This is a genomic window from Nostoc sp. WHI, from assembly GCF_015714725.1.
Classification (GTDB): domain Bacteria; phylum Cyanobacteriota; class Cyanobacteriia; order Cyanobacteriales; family Nostocaceae; genus Nostoc.
The window spans coordinates 16,762-35,351 of sequence record NZ_WBKM01000366.1 but is presented as its reverse complement, the minus strand read 5'-3'; the positions used below and the strand labels follow the sequence as shown (position 1 = coordinate 35,351).

Below are 18,590 nucleotides of genomic sequence, written 5' to 3'. Positions count from 1 at the left end.
ATGGAAGAATGGAAAAAGCCAATAAAGAGAGTCAGTCGCCTCTTAATTTTCTCAAAAACTTGTTGATTACCCGTTGGCGATCGCTCTTACTCCTCTTAATAGGAGTATATTTACCTTTGCAGGTCTTTGAAATCCTGACACTGAAGATATGGCAAAATGAAGCTGGCTTTTCGTGGGATGTGCCTATTCTGTTAGCTGTTCACTCTACAGCCAACCCACAATTAGATGTTTTAGCAGTGACGCTAGCTAAAGTTGGGTTGCCTTTGACAGCGATACCGATTTTGGGTGCGATCGCATTAATATTATTACTTCAAAAACGCTGGCGATCGCTAGCGTTTTTAGTCACCACCTCAGTGGGAAGTGTCATCATCAACCGCACAGCAAAAGCATTAATGCATCGTGTCCGTCCGCAATTGTGGCAGTCCATTGCACCTGAGTTGAGTTTTGCATTTCCCAGCGCTCATGCCATGACGAGTATGACTCTGGTAGCAATTTTGCTAATCTTAAGTTGGGCTAACCCGTGGCGTTGGTTTGTTTTCATGTTCGGCAGCTTATATGTAATCGCTATTGGGTGGTGTCGTCTTTATCTGGGGGTTCACTTTCCCAGTGACATTCTCGCAGGTTGGATGGTTGCATTAGCTTGGACAATTGGTGTCAGTCTAATTATTAAACCGCATATAACTACAGCCAAATTCGTAGATGGCGAACCAGATGAAGATGAAACTACCTTACTCCCCGAAGAAACAAAGTTGATAGCTGAAGATTAAACTAGCAAAATTCCGCGCAGTCTAACTTAATTTGTATATAGGACTAGTATTTGATTTTTGAAATGCACGTAGTCTGTCTACGCAAAATAGTGCGTTAGACGTAGGTTGGGTGGAGCAAAGCGCAACCCAACATATATCAGGATGTTGGGTTACGCAAAGCCTCCACCCAACCTACAATTTTTTTGCAATCATTTTAGCCATGACAGTCCATTACAAGACTACCGATATTTTTTCAGAAATCAAATATGATTTGTATAGTTCTCAACTCTGTTGGAGATTTAACCAAAACTCTGAACGTCTTTGTTTTTTAATAAGACATACTTACTTTTATAGGTTTGAATTTGATGACGTGCGGTAATTATAACCAAGATTAGAATCTTTTTGAATGTGGGTTTTAATACTATCGAGATCGATAAAGCAGTCGGCAACATCAATCAAACTTTCGCTAGTTGTCGTTTGTAGACTGACTACTTCTACTCGAACTCCCATTCTGCTGACAGCGTTCACAGCATAGGCTAAATCTCCATCCCCACTGACTAAGACCGCAGTATCATAGTAAGGAGCTAAAGTTATCATGTCTACAGAAATTTCTACGTTCAGATTTGATTTCTTGAAATTATCTGCTGGCAGAATGAAATCTTTTGCTACGACACGATAGCCATTACGACGCATCCACAATAGAAAACCCTGTTGCTTTTCATTGCTGATATCAACTCCAGTATAGAAAAAAGCACGCAACAGTCTCGAACCGTTGGTTAAATGACAAAGCAATTTAACGTAGTCAATTTCTATGCCAAGTTGTAAAGCTGTATGAAATAAGCTTAAGCCATCAATAAAAATAGCAACTCGACCCCGATTCAAGCGAGTGAAAATAGAACTATCAGTTGTAGTATCTCGCATCTTGGTATCTTTACCTTTAGCGGCAGGATCGCTCGAATTTTGCCCTTGCCAATGTGGTTTAGCTTTGAGTATTTTAGATTCATTTAATTCATTTCTTTGTTTGCTAAAGTTAGTTATAATCATAAATACCTCTGGATTTTAAAGTTAAAAAGGGTTTTGAGTAAATTGTCTTTAGTATAGTCTGTGCTGATTATATGCGATCGCACCTCAAAAGTCTGCCAAGGAATGTGGGTAATCTTTAAATCCAATTTTTACAAAACTTTATCTTAATTAGCGCGCGATCAACACTTAAGAGTAAAAAATAAATCATTGACAACTCAAAATACAAGATTCCCGACCTTTTTAAGAAGTCGGGAATCTGAACCTTAACCTTTAGCTAACTTATTCTTAGATGTGTAGTAAACCTTACTGCCAGTATCCGGTACAAAATGGCAACTTACACATGAGTGCCATAATGACTTCCAAATTGGTTCTTCAGATTTGTAGAAATGCTCACCCATCACAGGTTTTATTGCCTCAGTTGCCTTGAGCAAATTGTAGTGAGGAATATTAAGAAATATGTGGTGAGCAACATGAGTACCGATATCGTGATGAATATGATTGATTAAACCATAATCACGATCAATACTAGAAATCGCGCCTTTTAGAAAAGTCCAATCTTCTCCACGATACCAGGGAATATCTGGCTCAGTATGGTGCAAGAATGTCACCAAATCTAGCCAAATTATGAACACAATATAGGGCGCAGCGTAATATTTCAGCAACCACATCCAACCCCATTGATAGGTAAGGAAGCCCAGTAAACCTACCATACCAATCAAAAGCACAGTGCTAGTGATCACATCCCATTTTTCCGATGGTTTGAAAAGCGAACTGCTAGGCAAAAAGTGGGAGCCTTCCTTATTAGGAGAACGCTGAAATAAATACACAGGATAAGCCAATAGAAAAGCATAATATCGGCCTATCTTTTGTGCTAAAGGCATTTCCTTGTATTGTGATTCAGTCACAGGATACCAGCTTTCATCGTTATCAATATTGCCAGTATTCTTGTGATGAGTTCTGTGACTAATCCGCCAGCCATGATAAGGAACAAGTATTGGTGTGTGAGAAAGATGTCCAATCAAATCATTGAGCCATTTATGCTTAGAAAAAGATTGGTGTCCGCAGTCATGTCCGACTACAAACAAAGCCCAAAACATCGTTCCTTGCATTAGCCAGAAAATCGGAAAGAAAAGCCAAGAATCCAGGTAATGAGCAGCTGCATAAAGCAGACTGATAATCAGGATGTCACGAAAGAAGTAAAAAAGTGATTTTGTCACACTGGGCTGAAAGCATTCAGCAGGGATTGCAGCTTTTAAATCCCCAAGTGTGAAAGGCAATTTAGTTGCATCCTCAGACGTTTCACAGCCAGGAGGATTGTTGAACGTGATGATATTTGATTGCACTGGATTCTTTTGATGGGATATAAATCGGAACTACGACACTGAGGATAATATCTGGCAATTTATTTAGCAATTTAAAAAATTGCCAGAATTTATTAAACACAGTTATGATAAACGCTCTCTTGAGTTCGAGAGCGTGGATTGGCTTACAGCGAAGCTAATTTGGGCGCTGTTTATCGTTCTGTGTAATGTTCGTTGAAAGTCTTATAGCCTACATCAGTTGTGTACAGTTGACATTCGTCTGTAATCTGCTTCATTAAAGACCAAGAAAACTGACATTCATTGTGCAGATAAGGCTCCCAATTTTGTTTGATGCTGCTGTAAGCTAGCCGCAAATTATAAGAAGGAATAGCAGTGGAAATATGATGAGGGACGTGAACATTGATATCGTGGCACAGGATTTCTACCCAACGCGGATAATCGCAATGAATAGTACCAAATAGCTGTGCTAGAGCTTCATTCCATTTGTTCGCTGCCTTAAAAGGAACATCTGCGGCAGTATGGTGAACAATAGTAAAAGTACTCATCCAAAAGTGGTAAACCATCCAGGGTATTAGCCAAAATTTGACAAATCCCCAGATACCAGTAGTGGCGATTAAGAGAGGAAAAGCGATCGCTGCAAATACCACTACTACAGCCACAGAAAGCTTAATACTTGATTGGTCTTTAGTTTTGAAGTTCCGCCAATCAAAATGCACCACAGCCCAATGTCCAATGGAACCTACCCACCAGAGGCGTTGACGGATGAATCCCTCAAAAGCCAACTGCAAGGTTTTGTCCCAACTTTCAAACACTTCCTGTCTAATTGGATGCCAAGCGTTGTCCTCATCCAGCTTGTTGGTATGAGTATGGTGATAATTATGCTTAATCCGCCAACTATGAAAAGGATAAATTAACGGTGCCATAAAAAAGTGTCCCACCAAATCATTTACCCAACGACGTTTGGCAAATGATCTGTGACCACAATCATGGCCAATTACAAAAAAACCTGTTAAAGCAGTGCCAGTAAAAATCCAAGCTAGGGGCAAGAGAAACCAAGGAGCGATCGTCAGGCTGTAGTAGCCTAAGGCAACTGTCAAGACACTAATTAGTACTTGTGTCCAAGCTTTGCGACGGTTTTGCTGAAAACATTCCCGTGGCAGAGTTTTGACAATATCTTTAAGCCTCAGGTCGGAATTACCAGGCTCGTCACTTAGTTTCTGGCTATTAATTATTGATGTAGTCATGAACACCTGAAAAACAACAAATTCCTCCACCAACTCACCAAAAAAGTGGCTCGCCGCAAAATTTCCTAACATTAGCGTTTCGGATTATAGCAATCTAACCTACACAAACGCACCTGTAAGTAGACTTTTGAAAAGTGAGGAGTTAGAAGTGATGAGTTCTGAGTTAAAAAAGGTAGACAGCCTATAGCGTTTCCTAATAAGAGTGAAGTGCGGCTTAACCTCACCCCGATAAAGCTGTGCTTTATCTCCCCTCTCCTTACTAAGGAGAGGGGTTGGGGGTGAGGTTTTGATATGTACTTCATGCACCTGCGAAGCGCCATAACTCCAAACTCCAAACTCCTAACTCCTAACTAATTTTTGTTGGGGCTAACTTCACATTAGTAGCTAGACCTACAGCTTGCAACAATTGAACTGTCATCCAGGTTAAATCGATTTCCCACCATTCCAGCCCATGACGAGCTGAGTATTGAAAGGCATGATGGTTATTATGCCAGCCTTCACCGAAAACTAGGACGGCTACCCACCAGCAATTAGTCGATTTATCACCAGAATCATAGCTCTGATAGCCAAATTTATGAGTGGCGCTATTTACCAACCAAGTGCAGTGGTAAACCCAAACAATGCGAACAAAAATTCCCCAAACAACGAATGACCAGCCACCCAGAAGCAAAAGTAATACACCTAGAGCAACTTGGATCAAAATGAAATATTTTTCTAAAAACTGATAAACTGGGTCTTCGGCAATGTCTTTGGTGAAACGAGGAGCATCAGCGTGAGCGGGACAATAATGAGTCAGCCAACCCATGTGGCTCCACCAAAAGCCCTTATTAGAATCATGGGGATCAGAGTCAGTATCAGAGTTTAAATGATGGATACGATGTGTCCCTATCCACTCAATTGGGCCTCCTTGACAGGAGAGTGTCCCGAAGAAAACCAAGAGATACTCTAGCCATTTGGGAGTTTGAAAACTGCGGTGGGTGACAAGGCGGTGAAATCCCAGAGTAACGCCCAAACCACCAGTTACCCAGTACAGCAAGAAACCCACACCAACTGCCGTCCAGCTAAAATTACCAGGAACAAAGGCAAATAAAGCGCCGATATGCAGTCCAATGAAAAACAGGGTATTGACCCAGTTAATTTGAGGTTTAGTTGAAGTAGCAATTGTCATGAAGTAACCTGAAGAAAGAATTTTCCAGCCTAAGTTTGCGCGATCTAAAAAATCCGCATATCTATAATTTTTTGTGAACGAGGAACTGATGAACAGCTTAGAACAGCTGCGGCAAGCAGAACAGGCACTGTTAGAAATTTTTTCTGTAATTGATGCTCAGGTTAAGCATAATCTAAAACGAGTGCTGGATGCCTTTCGTAATCACCGTGTGGGCGCACACCACTTTGCTGGTGTAAGTGGCTATGGTCATGATGATTTAGGAAGAGAAACATTAGATAAAGTTTTTGCCGAAGTTATGAATGCCGAGGCTGCGGCGGTGCGAGTGCAGTTTGTTTCGGGAACTCATGCGATCGCTTGTGCTTTGTTTGGTGTACTCCGTCCTGGAGATGAAATGTTATCAGTGGTCGGTTCTCCCTACGATACGCTTGAAGAAGTCATTGGTTTACGGGGTGAAGGTCAAGGCTCCCTTATCGAGTTTGGCATAAATTACCGCCAATTGGAGCTAACCCCCGAAGGAAAGGTGCATTGGGAAGATTTAAGCCATGCAGTAGTTGACAAGACTCGTTTAGTGTTAATTCAGCGTTCTTGTGGCTATTCTTGGCGTCCGAGTTTATCAATTGCCGATATTGAAAAAATTATCCATTTGGTTAAACAGCAAAACCCTAATACAGTTTGCTTCGTGGATAACTGCTATGGCGAATTTATTGAAACCAGGGAACCCACAGCCGTAGGTGCTGATTTAATAGCAGGGTCATTAATTAAAAATCCTGGTGGCACCATTGTCAGCGCTGGCGGTTATGTTGCCGGCCGCGCCGATTTGGTGGAAGCAGCCGCTTGTCGCCTGACTGCTCCCGGTATTGGTAGTTATGGCGGTGCCACTTTTGACCAAAATCGTCTTTTGTTCCAAGGATTATTTCTAGCGCCGCAGATGGTAGGGGAGGCGATGAAAGGGACATACTTAACTGGTTATGTATTTGACAAACTCGGTTATCCAGTGAATCCTGCACCTTTAGCGCCTCGTGGGGATGTGATTCAGGCAATTAAACTCGGTTCTGCCGAAAAGCTAATTGCCTTCTGTAAAGCTATACAACAGCATTCTCCTATAGGTTCCTACTTGAACCCTGTTCCAGATGAAATGCCGGGGTATGAAAGCTTGGTAGTCATGGCTGGGGGGACATTTATTGAGGGGAGTACTTTGGAGTTGTCGGCAGATGGGCCTTTGCGATCGCCTTATGTGGTTTATTGCCAGGGGGGGACTCATTGGACTCATGTGGCGATCGCACTGGAGGCTGCGATCGATGCAGTGGGAGGGATTGATGGTTAAATAAAGAACATGAGTTAGGATTGTCTCACGCAGAGGCGCAGAGGCGCAGAGAGTGAGGTATGGAGAGTTATGATTGAGAATGAAGTTTCGGGTGCAATTGTGGATGCTGCTTACAAGGTTCACACGACTTTGGGGCCTGGTTTGCTGGAATCAGTTTATGAGACGGTGATGGATTTTGAGTTACGGAGGCGGAAGTTACGGGTTAGAAGACAGGTGTTGGTTTCGATAGTCTATGAGGGTGTACTTTTGGAGGAAGGTTTTCGTGCTGATTTAATAGTCGAAGATAAAGTAATTGTTGAACTCAAATCAGTGGAATCTGTTCATCCAGTACACAAAAAGCAGCTATTAACCTACCTCCGCCTCACTGATAAACGAGTTGGATTACTAATCAACTTCAACGTCTCATTAATCAAAGACGGCATCTCCCGCGTAGTCAATAACCTCTAAAACTCTCTGCGCCTCTGCGCCTCTGCGTGACATCACTCCGGTAACTTATACTGCCCAACAATACGCTTGGCAAACTCCGGCACATGCGCCTCTAACTTCTCCGAATAATTCCGCTTCACATACAAATAATTCCGAGTAAAGTGAGAATCAATCGAAAACCGCGCATACTCTAAACCCTTAGGCCCGATTTTCTCAATCACCACACCCATCAGTTTTGCTGCCCACATCGGCAGAGTCACCCCTTTATCGTAAGCGGGAATACTTTGCTGTACAGCTTCCTTCCGGTTCCCCTTAGACATCACTGGCTGTGTATCTAACTGGTCTTTTACCAAATCCAGCATTTCCCTACCTGTGTCATTTCTAACTACAATCCACTGCCAACCGAAGGGTGCACCCATGTAGCCAACAACTAAATCGGCTAAGGAGTTGACATAATCAAAGCAACTCATACAAGATGGGGCAAAAACATCTTTAAGTTGGTTAGTTTTTAAGCCAAAGAAAGGCACAGTTTCCGATGAGCCATCTTCATGTTTGAAGTGAACCCGGAAGTCTTGCATGAATTCGTAATGCACAACTGTATCAGGCGATCGGCTAGTAGTTTCTAAGAATTTTTGCAGTCCGGCGCGGTTAACGTTATCTACACAGGGCGTACCCAAAACATACAACTTTTCTAAACCAAGTTGTTTTTCTACAGCTCGTAATGCCTGAATTTGGCAACCAACACCAATTACCAACAGCCGCTTCATTCCTGATTTTTCTACCTGTTCCAATACGGAAAGGTTCGGGGAAAGTGTTGGTTTATTTACCCGCGCTGCTAGTATTTCTTCTGGAGTACGCGCAATGATGGGCATGGGTTGAAAGCGGTCTTCTTTGGTGTTTTGCACGCAGACGACACCTTCAACTATGCCGCGATTGAGCATTTCAATGGCAATGCTGCTAACAATCCCCGTCCATTGTGCACCTTCGATGGGCTGTTGTTTTCGCGCCGCTATCATGTCTTGATGAACACCAAAGTAGAGTTCATCGGGGTTATCGAGATGACGCGATCGCCTGTGGGTTTCTTCTTCAAGTTCGCCTATTTGCTGATTAATAAAAGCGCAGGCTTCCTTGACATAGTGAATATAGTATGTATCGCATAGTCCGCACTCGCTACACAGTTCTTTAGCAGGGCGACGGCTGGTAGGTTTAAGGGCTTTAGCTTTTTTGTGCTTGCTAGAATCAACTGAGGTCATATAAATTTTTTGTTTTATTCAGGAATCGCTGTTATTATAATTTGAAAAATCAATAGAACTGACAGCATCACAAAACGCGAGTAGCAAGATATTAACTCGTTTTTAATCTAAAATATGGTGGGCTATGTCTAACGACTAGCCGCTACCATATTAGTGTTGCCGTTATTGGCACACACACCCGAAAAGCGTAAAATTGTTGTGTTAGTGCAATAGACCTCTTGCATAAATAATTTTTTGTCTCACGCAAAGGCGCAAAGGCGCAAAGAAGAACTTTTGCAAGAGGTCTAATGAAATAATTATAAAGAGCGATGTCTAACGACAAGCCTTTACGCACCAGTTGCACCGATAAATTTGAGAAATATTGATGGAGAGTACGTGTAGATTTCAGGCGTTGTTGGAAAGACTAGGGTTGTTAGCGTAACGTCTTTGAAAAACAATAGCTGCCAAATTAACCGCTAGACACGTGATTGCTAGCCACAGCAAAATATAAGTAGGAGCCATCACCACGCCAATCTGGAACCAAGTATATACGTGCAGTATCATTACCGAAGCGAAAAAGCTGGCAATTCCAGCAGATTGCCACACTTGGTGCGATGGGCGACGTAACGCTACCAGGCTGATAGTTAAAATTGTGACAAGCAAGTTTGCTGGTACGAGAAACGTACAAATACTTATGCAGTTGCCACGAGAAAATTCAGATAAGGTGTTAAGATCGAGCATTAATTTGTTGGGATAGCTGTTAGATTTTTAAGAATTTAGTTTATTTTATTTTAAAATAACGAAATCTACATCAATATATGAGTGAGTACTCACATCAAAAACATAACATAAATTAAATTATTTAGCTGCGTTTTGATACTACCAATAGTCAGTTAATTATAAGAGTTTTGGATAACTAGGGTGGAAAATACCCACCCTAGTTGAATTAACCCGGTAAAATCACTGTATCTATAACGTGTATCACACCATTATCGGCTTCAATATCTGCTGCTAAAACTGTGGCATTTTTAACTTCAAAACCGTCAGAAGAATCAATTTTAATGGGTGAACCTTCCACAGAATTAACCGTACCGAGTTGTGCTAAATCAGCTTGTAGCAGCTTTCCTGCAACGACATGATACTTTAAAATCCGCGTTAGCTGGGGAATATTTTGTAACAGAGTTTGAATAGTTCCAGCTGGTAACTTGGCAAAGGCATCGTCATTTGGTGCAAAAACAGTGAACGGCCCAGGACTTTTTAATGTTTCTACTAAACCAGCAGCTTGGACAGCCGCTACCAGTGTTTTGAAAGACTCAGAGGTAACTGCAATATCAACAATATCAGCCATATATTTTACCTAAATATCTACAAAAAATTTTAAAGGATAATAAACCTATTTTAAGTTTTATTAAACAAGCAAAAAATTATGGGGGGCTGATAAGCGATCGCTTCATTCAAACAATGCTTAGATTATACTGTCAACATGAAGCCTTACCCTATTAGCATAAAAATTGACTACGACGAATTTAGTAGTCCTGCTAGTATTTACATTTCTATAGAACCAATGACTCAACAAACTTCTAGAATTTGTATCCTTGGCGGAGGCTTTGGTGGTCTCTACACAGCTTTGCGCTTAAGTCAGTTACCTTGGGAATCTACGCAAAAACCCGAAATTGTTCTAGTAGATCAAAGCGATCGCTTTTTATTCTCTCCCTTACTTTACGAATTACTCACTGGCGAACTGCAAACCTGGGAAATTGCCCCACCCTTTGAAGAACTTTTACAAGGCACAGGGGTACGTTTTTATCAAGGAGTTGTATCTGGAATTGACATCGACCAGCAACGGATAAACTTACACCAAGGGCCAGAAATCCCTTATGACCGATTAGTGTTGGCGCTAGGAGGTGAAACACCGCTAGATTTAGTACCAGGTGCAGCATCCTACGGCTATGCCTTCCGCACAATCTCTGATGCTTATCGTTTAGAAGAACGCCTGCGATTTTTGGAAGAATCCGATGCTGATAAAATTCGGGTGGCGATCGTTGGGGCTGGCTACAGTGGTGTAGAGTTAGCCTGTAAGTTAGCCGACAGATTGGGTGAAAGAGGACGCTTTCGGATCGTTGAAATCGCTGATCAAATTTTGCGAACTTCACCAGAGTTTAACCGTGAAGCAGCAAAGAAAGCTTTAGAAGCGCGTGGGGTGTTTCTGGATTTAGAAACCAAAGTAGAATCAATAGAGCAAAATACCATCTCCCTAGAGTACAAAAACCAGTTAGACACGATTCCTGTAGATTTGGTAATTTGGACTGTAGGCACCAGGGTTGCACCCGTAGTAAAATCTCTTTCTCTCAAGCAAAATCAGCGTGGTCAAATCAGCACTACATCCACTCTGCAAGTCCTTGATCATCCAGAAATCTTTGCCTTGGGAGACTTAGCAGATACTCACGATGCTGAAGGACAGCAAGTTCCCGCCACCGCACAAGCAGCTTTCCAACAAGCTGATTATGCTGCTTGGAACATTTGGGCAACTCTGACTAATCGCCCCCTACTTCCTTTCCACTACCAACAGTTAGGAGAAATGATGGCACTGGGGAAAGACAACGCCACTCTCACAGGTTTGGGAATTAAACTAGATGGGCCTTTGGCATATATCGCCCGTCGTATAGCCTATTTATATAGGTTGCCAACTTTAGACCATCAACTCAAAGTTGGTTTTAATTGGGTAGTTCGTCCTCTCATAGAAACACTTTCTCGCTAACTTAAGGGTGGGCATTGGGCATTGGGCATTGATGCCATATTGCCTGTTCAATTTTGAGTTAAACGTTCAAAATCTTCAAACTTTGATGGAACAACCGAAAGTTATTTTTTTAGATGCTGTGGGTACACTTTTCGATGTTAAAGGCAGTGTGGGCGAAGTTTATAGTCAGATAGCCCAGGAATTTGGCGTTACAGTTTCAGCCGAAACATTAAATACAACTTTCATCCAAAGCTTTAAAGCAGCACCGCCGCCGATATTTCCAGATACAGAACTGCAAGATATTCCGCAGCGCGAGTTTGATTGGTGGCGGATAATTGCCTTGAATACTTTTGAAGGTGCAGGTATTCTCAAGCAATTTTCTGACTTTTCGGCTTTTTTTAGCGAACTTTACATCCACTTTGGTACTGGTGAACCGTGGTTTATCTATCCCGATGTTTTACCAGCTTTAATTAACTGGCGGCGGTTGGGAGTTACCTTGGGGGTACTGTCCAATTTTGATTCTCGGATTTACTCAGTATTGCAAAGTTTGGGATTGAGAGAGTTTTTTACCTCTGTTACTATTTCTACCCAGGTACGTGCAGCTAAACCTGATCCTCAAATTTTTGCTATTGCTTTAGACAAACACAAGTGTTCTCCAGATGCGGCATGGCATATTGGCGATAGCATCATAGAAGATTATCACGGAGCTAAAGCAGCTGGCTTGAGAGGTGTTTGGATCAACCGGGGGAAATAGACCTCTTGCATAAATAATTTTTTGTCTCACGCAAAGGCGCAAAGGCGCAAAGAAAAAAGCGAAAAGAAGGACTTTTGCAAGAGGTCTAATGAGTGATATGTCATTGCGATCGCTTGCAATGACATATCTTGAGATGTATTGTATTGTAGTTTGCGATCGCTCCGTGGTCGTTATCTTTCTACTATTTATTAACAACCCTTGCTCTCTTCGGTTAAGGAAGATAACTTAATCCGCCGACTTTCACGGGATAGTGGTACTAAAACTGGGGCTTGACTTTGAGCATTTTTTTCTTTAAGGCTTTCTACTACTTTAGATAGTTGTGCAATTGTTGATGCTTCAAATACGCTACGCAAAGGTAATTCTACACATAAAATATCGCGCACTCTAGAGACAAGCTGAGTTGCCAGTAATGAATGACCGCCTAATTCAAAGAAATTATCATAAATTCCTACGCGCTTAAGTCCCAAAACCTCAGCAAAGATTTTCACTAGCAGTTGTTCAACAGAAGTTCGAGGTGCGATGTAATTTTCAGGCAATTGGGGCTTGATTACATCATGGAATGCTTTTAAGGCACGGCGATTGACTTTACCGTTAGCTGTTAGAGGTAAAGACTCCAATACTACAAAAGCTGATGGCATCATGTACTCAGGCAGTTTTTGTGTTATGTAAGTCTGCAACTGTGGCACTAATTTACGCGCTGCTTTGGCTTGTAGGGGATTATTGGCATAAAATTGCCAGGGGCGAGAGTAAGTTGTGCTATGTGGAAAAATAGTTTTTTTATTTACTGCATCTTGGCGGACAAATACCACATCATAGCGTCCTTCAATACTTGAATGTGACCAGGTAATATCAACCTTATAAGGTACATTCAGCACATAAAAATCTTCTGGTTCTACTCCGAAATTTTCAAGTTCTTGCAAAGCTTTACGTATTTGACCTACAGTTTTAAAACCTTCTACGTCTGATAGGCATTCTGCTGTTTTAACTGCTGATATCACGCGCGCATTAGCTATATTAATAATGCTTAAGATTTCTGGTTGATTCTCAATTAATAACTGACGCACTGCTGAGACTGTTAGATTATCTTCAGACCAATTCAGCATTGAATAATTTCCAGGATTATTAACAGTTTCGCCATTAATCTGAAGAATCACATTGTAACGAAACTCAGTTAACTCATTGTGATGTTTACCGCGCATCAATTGAATTTGTACATGATTAATCTGCGGAAAGCGTTGCTTTATTGCGGTAAAAAAAGCCGGGTCAATGACTAACTCTGTCTCTTGAAACATTTGCATTTGTACCCGTTGCTGCAACTCAAAGCGGGTAAGGGAAGGTTCAGCTTGATACAGTTGCACTGACGCATGGAAAGCTTCCAAGAGTGGCAAATTACGCACATCTCCTATGAAGATAAAGCCACCCGGAGCAGTTGCCTTTACAGCACCTTCTAATACACTAATCAGATAATCAATAGTAGGAAAATATTGTACAACCGAGTTCAGAATTACTACATCAAAAGCTGCTGTTTCTACTTTCTCGAAGTCAGTAGCCATTTGCTGATACAGCGTTACCTGCGGCATTTCTTGCTTTTGTAAATGCTGCTGAATGTAGTTAAGTGAAACTTGGGAAAAGTCTGTTCCCCAATATTTAGTGCAGTGAGGTGCAATCCTAAACAGAATCAAACCTGTTCCACAACCAATTTCTAATACTCGTTTGGGTTGCAAAGTCAAAATCTGCTCGACTTGGTTATTCACCCACTCACGCATTTGTTCTGTTGGAATAGGCTGATTTGTGTAACTACTATTCCAGCCGGCAATATTCAATTTTGGCTCGGAATCAACAGGTTGATTATAAGTTTCGTTATAGAGCATCTGCCATTGCAAAACTTGCTCATTCTGCAATTGTATATTATCCTGCTCGTTCCTGTATTCGGTTTTTGGTACTACATAAGCTACTAGGCGCTTTTCATTATTATCCTCATGAATTATTACTACAGTTTGCTGCACTACTGGATGTTGACTAAGTACGGCTTCAATTTCTCCTAACTCAATGCGGTAGCCGCGAATTTTTACCTGCTCGTCGAGGCGACTCAAAAATTCAATGTTGCCATCTACTCGATAGCGAACTAAATCACCCGTTTTATAAAGTCGTGTTTTTAGCTGATTAGTAAAAGAATGTTCAATGAAGCATTCAGCAGTTAAGTCAGGACGGTTTAAATAACCCCGCGCCAATCCATCACCACTTATGTACAACTCTCCCGGAACGCCAATAGGTACTGGTTGTAAATGTTTATCTAGAATGTAAACTTGGGTGTTAGCGATCGCACCACCAATTACAGGTGCTAAACTCTCTTTATTCTTAACAGAAATATGACCCGAAGTTGTCACAACTGTATTCTCAGTTGGACCATAATTGTTAACTAAATGGAAAGGATGATCAGCTAAAGGATATTGATTTAGTCTGTCGCCACCTGTAAGTAATATTCGTAAAGCTGCGTCTTGAGGAAAATCTAATAACAGAATTTTCTCTGCTAAAGGAGTTGGTAACAAGGTAATTGTTATCGCTTTTGATATTAACCAATCTCGTAGATGCTCAGGTATTTGTCTGGTTCCATCATCTACAAAATAAATGCTTGCCCCAGCACTAAGATAAGGCCAAATTTCCCAACCGCAAGCGTCAAAGCCAACTCCGCAAATCTGCGTTGCTCTGTCAAGGGGTGAAATTGCAAAGGCTTTTTGATGCCAAAAAACTAGATTTAACAATCCTCTATGTTCAATTTTAACCCCTTTAGGTTTTCCAGTTGAGCCGGAGGTATAAATAACATAAGCAAGGTTATCTACTGTAACTTGGCTGGTAAGATTATCTTCAACTTCTTGATTAATAATTTCCCAATCTTTATCTAAACAGATTATCTGTGAACTATAGTTTATCAGACGTTCAAGCCATCGCTTGTGAGTTAATAAAACTGAGACTTGAGCATCTTCAAGCATAAAGTTTAAACGTTCAGATGGATAGCTTGGATCTAAAGGTACATAAGCTCCACCTGCTTTCAGAATACCCAACATCCCGATTACCATATCAAAAGATCGTTCTACACAAAGTCCTACTAAAACCTCGGTTGTAACTCCTAATTTTTTTAGATGATGTGCAAGTTTATTGCTGCGGATATTTAACTCTTTGTAGCTGATTTGTTTATCGCCAAATACTAAGGCGATCGCATCAGGATTATACTCTGCAATGCTCTCAAATAACTGATGGATACACTTATCTTGAGGATAATCTAACTGAGTATTGTTCCATTCAACTAATAAATTATGTAACTCAGATTCGCTTAAAAGCGGTAATTGTGCAATTCGCTGTTCTGGATTGGTAACTATACCTTCTAGTAATATTTGGAAGTGTCCTAGCATTCTAGCGATCGTAGCATCATCAAATAAATCAGTGCTGTAAATTACAAAACCACTAATTCCTTCTGAGCTATCTGCCCATAACCCATTTTGAACCTTTGGCTCCCACAAATGCAACTCCAAATCAAAGCGTGTTGTTTCCGTATCAAATGGTAGCGGACTTAAAGTTAAATTAGGTAACTCTAACGCTGACATAGGCGCATTTTGGAGCGCAAAAACAACTTGAAAGAGCGGATTTTGATTCAAATTCCGCTCTGGATGCAGTTCTTCTACCAGCTTTTCAAAAGGCAAATCTTGATGAGCATAAGCCCCGAAAGCTACCTCTTTAACTCGACTCAATAATTCCCGAAAAGTTGGGTTTCCACTTAGTTGGGTACGCAATACTAAGCTATTGACAAAGAAACCAATTAATCCCTCAATTTCGCTCCGGTTGCGATTGGCAATAGGTGAACCAATAACAATATCTTCTTGTTGTGTGTAGCGGTAAAGTAAAACTTGGAATGCTGCTAGTAGGATTATAAATAAAGTTACCCCTTCTTGTTGTCCGAGAGCTAAAAGTGCTTCGCTCAAACTTTTTGATAATTGCAAAGGTTGCCTTGCACCCTGGTAAGTTTGAACAGCTAGTCTTGGTCTGTCGGTTGGCAGATTTAGCATAGAAATGCCGTCTAATTGCTTCTGCCAGTAACTCAGTTGCTTTTCTAATACTTCGCCTTGCAACCATTGCCGTTGCCAGTATGCAAAGTCTGCATATTGGATTGTAAGTTTCGGTAGAGGAGAAGGCTGATTGCTGGCAAAGGCTGTGTAGAGTGCTGCTATCTCTTGAATCAGCACCCCAATAGACCAACCATCACAGACAATGTGGTGCATAGTTAGCAGGATGATGTGTTGTGTCTCATCCAAGTGCAGCAGTTTTACTCGCAGCAACGAATCAGTTGATAAATTGAAAGGACGTTGAGCTTCTTGGGTAGTCAGTTGTCGTGCTTGTATTTCTCGTTCGACTTGTGGCAGTTGCCGTAAATCTATTACTGGTAAAGTAATAGTTAGCGTTGGATTAATTACCTGCACTGGTTGCCCTTCTTGCATGACAACAGTGGTGCGTAAAGCTTCATGCCGTCGCACAATTTCGTTAAAAGTTTGCTCTAGCGCGGCTTTATTAAGTGAGCCTGTTAAATGTAATGCTAGTGGAATGTTATAGAAAGGATTATTAGGAATTAATTGGTCAAGAAACCACAGCCGTTGTTGAGCAAAGGAGAGAGAAAGATTTCCTGACCGCGAAATAGGTACGAGAGGTCTAAAGCTGTGGTTATTAGTACGATTAGTTGCTTCTAAAAATTCAATAATTTCTGCTTTACGCTCTTGAATTTCTGCACGCAGTTCTGCTGTAAGAGTTCCTTCGGGTGCATTACAGCGAAACTTTTCACCATCAAGAAAAACTTGAATATCTAAGCTGCGAAGATAAGATAAAAACTCAACCGTATTCAAAATTATACCTCTTCGCAACTGTTGTTAACGCGATGTGCAACTTATTTTTAGAACCCCTCTCCAAACCTCTCCCCGAAGCGGAGAGAGGCTTTGATATTTGCTCCCCTTCCCTTGTAGGGAAGGGGTTGGGGGTTAGGTTTGAGAGAAAGTTGTACACGGCGTATTGTTACTTAATATAAGGCAGAAGCACTCAATGTAAGGATTTCAAATTGTTTAATAAGCTTTTTAAGGTTTTGTAACTGGATAGTTATTTCTGTTAAGCTGCACTGCTTATTACCTAACCCAGCATTTTTATCACACTTATATGACTGTATAAATCATTCCTGAGAATGAAACTTGGATGATTCTAACTATGGTATGAAGCTAAAAGACAAGGCAGTTAACAAGGTATCGCAAGGTTTAGGCTCATGATATTCATGCCTCATAATTTTCTGTTTACATGGCTGGTTCAACTGCTATCCATTGGGGTAATTGGCGGGGGAGGCTACATTCTCTATAAGTGGTACGAAGGAGAACTTATAGGAACATTTTACTTGGTGGCTGGGTTAGTAATGGTTCTGTGGTCTTTCGGTGGTCATTTTATCAGTTTGCCATTGCTGCGCCGTCCTGGAGCCGATGAACCTAAGTTTATGCGTAGCGAAACCGTGCAGCGTTTGCCACGTCCAGATGGGAGCGTTTTGCAAGTAGAGTTTTTTGGCCCTGAAGATGGTCAACCGATTATCTTTTCACACGGTTGGGGGCCGAACAGTACTGTATGGTATTATGCCAAACGACAACTGAGCGATCGCTTCCGAGTAATTGTTTGGGATCTACCAGGGTTAGGAAAATCCACCAAACCGGAAAACAATGATCACTCTGTAGAAAAATATGCCCGTGACTTGGAAGCTGTTGTTGCCATAGCCGGAAATAAACCTGTTATTCTGGTAGGACATAGCATGGGTGGAATGATTAACCTCACATTCTGCCGCCTGTTTCCAAAGCAATTAGGGAGTCGGGTGGCTGGCTTGATTCTTGTCGATACCACCTACACCAATCCGGTCAAAACTTGTATCTTTAGCAGTCTGGTACGTAAATTGCAGAAACCGCTACTCGAACCTGTGTTGTACCTGACTACCGTGCTGTGGCCGATTTTTTGGTTGATGACTTGGCTTTCGTATTTGAATGGTTCACTGTACATCACCGTCGAACTATCTGGATTTACCGGTACTGAAACACGCGGTCAACTAAGTTTTGCAGGATTATTATCAGCATTGGGTTCACCTGGGGTTTTGGCTCGTGGCACACTGGGAATGTTAAAGTTCGACGAAACAGAAACACTTGCAAAAATTAACGTACCTGTGTTGGTTGTTTGCGGCAATTCAGATATAGCAACTAAACCTGTTGCAAGCGATCGCATGAAAGCAGAATTGCCTTACTCTCAACGAGTCACTCTAAAACCAGGTGGACACATGGCATTGATGGAACGAAACCAGCAGTTTGCCGAAGCAGTCAGCACGTTTTGCGCTGGCTGCTCATAGCTACCTGAATCCCACATTTAACATTCATCAAAAAATATTGCTCTAGGGTTGACGTTTTTAGATTTTGTGCAGTCTGTAGAAGCTTCCGCCTTCCCTGTAAGAGCTTCCGCCTTCCCTGTAGGAGCTTCCGCTTTCCCTGTAAGAGCTTCCGTCAAGACGTTTCGGTGTTTCGCGCAGTTTGTAGGAGCTTCCGTCTTCCCTGTAAGAG

At 41.6% G+C, this 18,590-nt stretch carries 14 protein-coding genes; 6 read left to right on the top strand and 8 right to left on the bottom strand.

The window, feature by feature from the left end; all coding sequences use genetic code 11:
* Positions 1–8 precede the first annotated feature (8 nt).
* A complete protein-coding gene (locus F8S12_RS37970; RefSeq protein WP_196521490.1) occupies positions 9–767 on the top strand; it encodes a phosphatase PAP2 family protein in 759 nt (252 codons plus the stop codon).
* A gap of 327 nt (positions 768–1,094) precedes the next feature.
* On the opposite strand, the gene F8S12_RS37965 is transcribed toward F8S12_RS37970, so the two are convergent.
* From F8S12_RS37965 to F8S12_RS37950, 4 genes are all read right to left on the bottom strand, one after another.
* Entirely contained in the window at positions 1,095–1,790 is a 696-nt protein-coding gene (locus F8S12_RS37965) for a LabA-like NYN domain-containing protein (protein ID WP_196521489.1), read from the bottom strand.
* Between the two features lie 242 nt (positions 1,791–2,032).
* On the bottom strand, positions 2,033–3,112 hold the full coding sequence (locus F8S12_RS37960; RefSeq protein ID WP_196521488.1) for a fatty acid desaturase: 1,080 nt from the start codon (positions 3,110–3,112) through the stop codon (positions 2,033–2,035).
* A 170-nt stretch (positions 3,113–3,282) separates the two neighbouring features.
* Positions 3,283–4,335 carry a fatty acid desaturase gene (locus F8S12_RS37955; protein WP_196521521.1) on the bottom strand — a complete coding sequence of 351 codons (1,053 nt, stop codon included), beginning with the start codon at positions 4,333–4,335 and terminating at the stop codon, positions 3,283–3,285.
* Positions 4,336–4,681: 346 nt separating this feature from the next.
* Positions 4,682–5,503: an acyl-CoA desaturase gene (locus F8S12_RS37950; RefSeq protein WP_196521487.1), complete on the bottom strand. Its 822-nt coding sequence runs from the start codon at positions 5,501–5,503 to the stop codon at positions 4,682–4,684.
* A gap of 88 nt (positions 5,504–5,591) precedes the next feature.
* On the opposite strand from F8S12_RS37950, the gene F8S12_RS37945 reads away from it, so the two are divergent.
* Together F8S12_RS37945 and F8S12_RS37940 are read left to right on the top strand one after the other, a co-directional pair.
* Complete coding sequence (locus F8S12_RS37945; RefSeq protein WP_196521486.1) at positions 5,592–6,827, top strand: methionine gamma-lyase family protein; 1,236 nt, start codon at positions 5,592–5,594, stop codon at positions 6,825–6,827.
* Between the two features lie 69 nt (positions 6,828–6,896).
* The gene (locus F8S12_RS37940; protein ID WP_196521485.1) at positions 6,897–7,274 is read left to right on the top strand and encodes a GxxExxY protein; all 378 of its coding nucleotides are present in this window, start codon (positions 6,897–6,899) and stop codon (positions 7,272–7,274) included.
* Between the two features lie 32 nt (positions 7,275–7,306).
* Here the strand turns inward: F8S12_RS37940 and F8S12_RS37935 are convergent, their stop codons facing one another.
* The 3 genes from F8S12_RS37935 to F8S12_RS37925 form a co-directional block, all read right to left on the bottom strand.
* Positions 7,307–8,506: a Coenzyme F420 hydrogenase/dehydrogenase, beta subunit C-terminal domain gene (locus F8S12_RS37935; RefSeq protein ID WP_196521484.1), complete on the bottom strand. Its 1,200-nt coding sequence runs from the start codon at positions 8,504–8,506 to the stop codon at positions 7,307–7,309.
* Positions 8,507–8,890: 384 nt separating this feature from the next.
* A complete protein-coding gene (locus F8S12_RS37930) occupies positions 8,891–9,226 on the bottom strand; it encodes a hypothetical protein (RefSeq protein ID WP_196521483.1) in 336 nt (111 codons plus the stop codon).
* A gap of 205 nt (positions 9,227–9,431) precedes the next feature.
* On the bottom strand, positions 9,432–9,833 hold the full coding sequence (locus F8S12_RS37925; RefSeq protein ID WP_196521482.1) for a fasciclin domain-containing protein: 402 nt from the start codon (positions 9,831–9,833) through the stop codon (positions 9,432–9,434).
* Between the two features lie 216 nt (positions 9,834–10,049).
* On the opposite strand from F8S12_RS37925, the gene F8S12_RS37920 reads away from it, so the two are divergent.
* Both F8S12_RS37920 and F8S12_RS37915 read left to right on the top strand, forming a co-directional pair.
* The gene (locus F8S12_RS37920; protein WP_196521520.1) at positions 10,050–11,243 is read left to right on the top strand and encodes an NAD(P)/FAD-dependent oxidoreductase; all 1,194 of its coding nucleotides are present in this window, start codon (positions 10,050–10,052) and stop codon (positions 11,241–11,243) included.
* Positions 11,244–11,328: 85 nt separating this feature from the next.
* Positions 11,329–11,976, top strand: a complete 648-nt coding sequence (locus F8S12_RS37915; RefSeq protein ID WP_196521481.1) for an HAD-IA family hydrolase — start codon at positions 11,329–11,331, stop codon at positions 11,974–11,976.
* A 188-nt stretch (positions 11,977–12,164) separates the two neighbouring features.
* Here F8S12_RS37915 and F8S12_RS37910 read toward each other — a convergent pair whose 3' ends face one another.
* Complete coding sequence (locus F8S12_RS37910; RefSeq protein WP_230968561.1) at positions 12,165–16,865, bottom strand: non-ribosomal peptide synthetase; 4,701 nt, start codon at positions 16,863–16,865, stop codon at positions 12,165–12,167.
* Positions 16,866–17,281: 416 nt separating this feature from the next.
* Here F8S12_RS37910 and F8S12_RS37905 point away from each other — a divergent pair, with 416 nt between their 5' ends.
* Positions 17,282–18,382: an alpha/beta fold hydrolase gene (locus tag F8S12_RS37905; protein ID WP_230968560.1), complete on the top strand. Its 1,101-nt coding sequence runs from the start codon at positions 17,282–17,284 to the stop codon at positions 18,380–18,382.
* Positions 18,383–18,590: the final 208 nt, after the last annotated feature.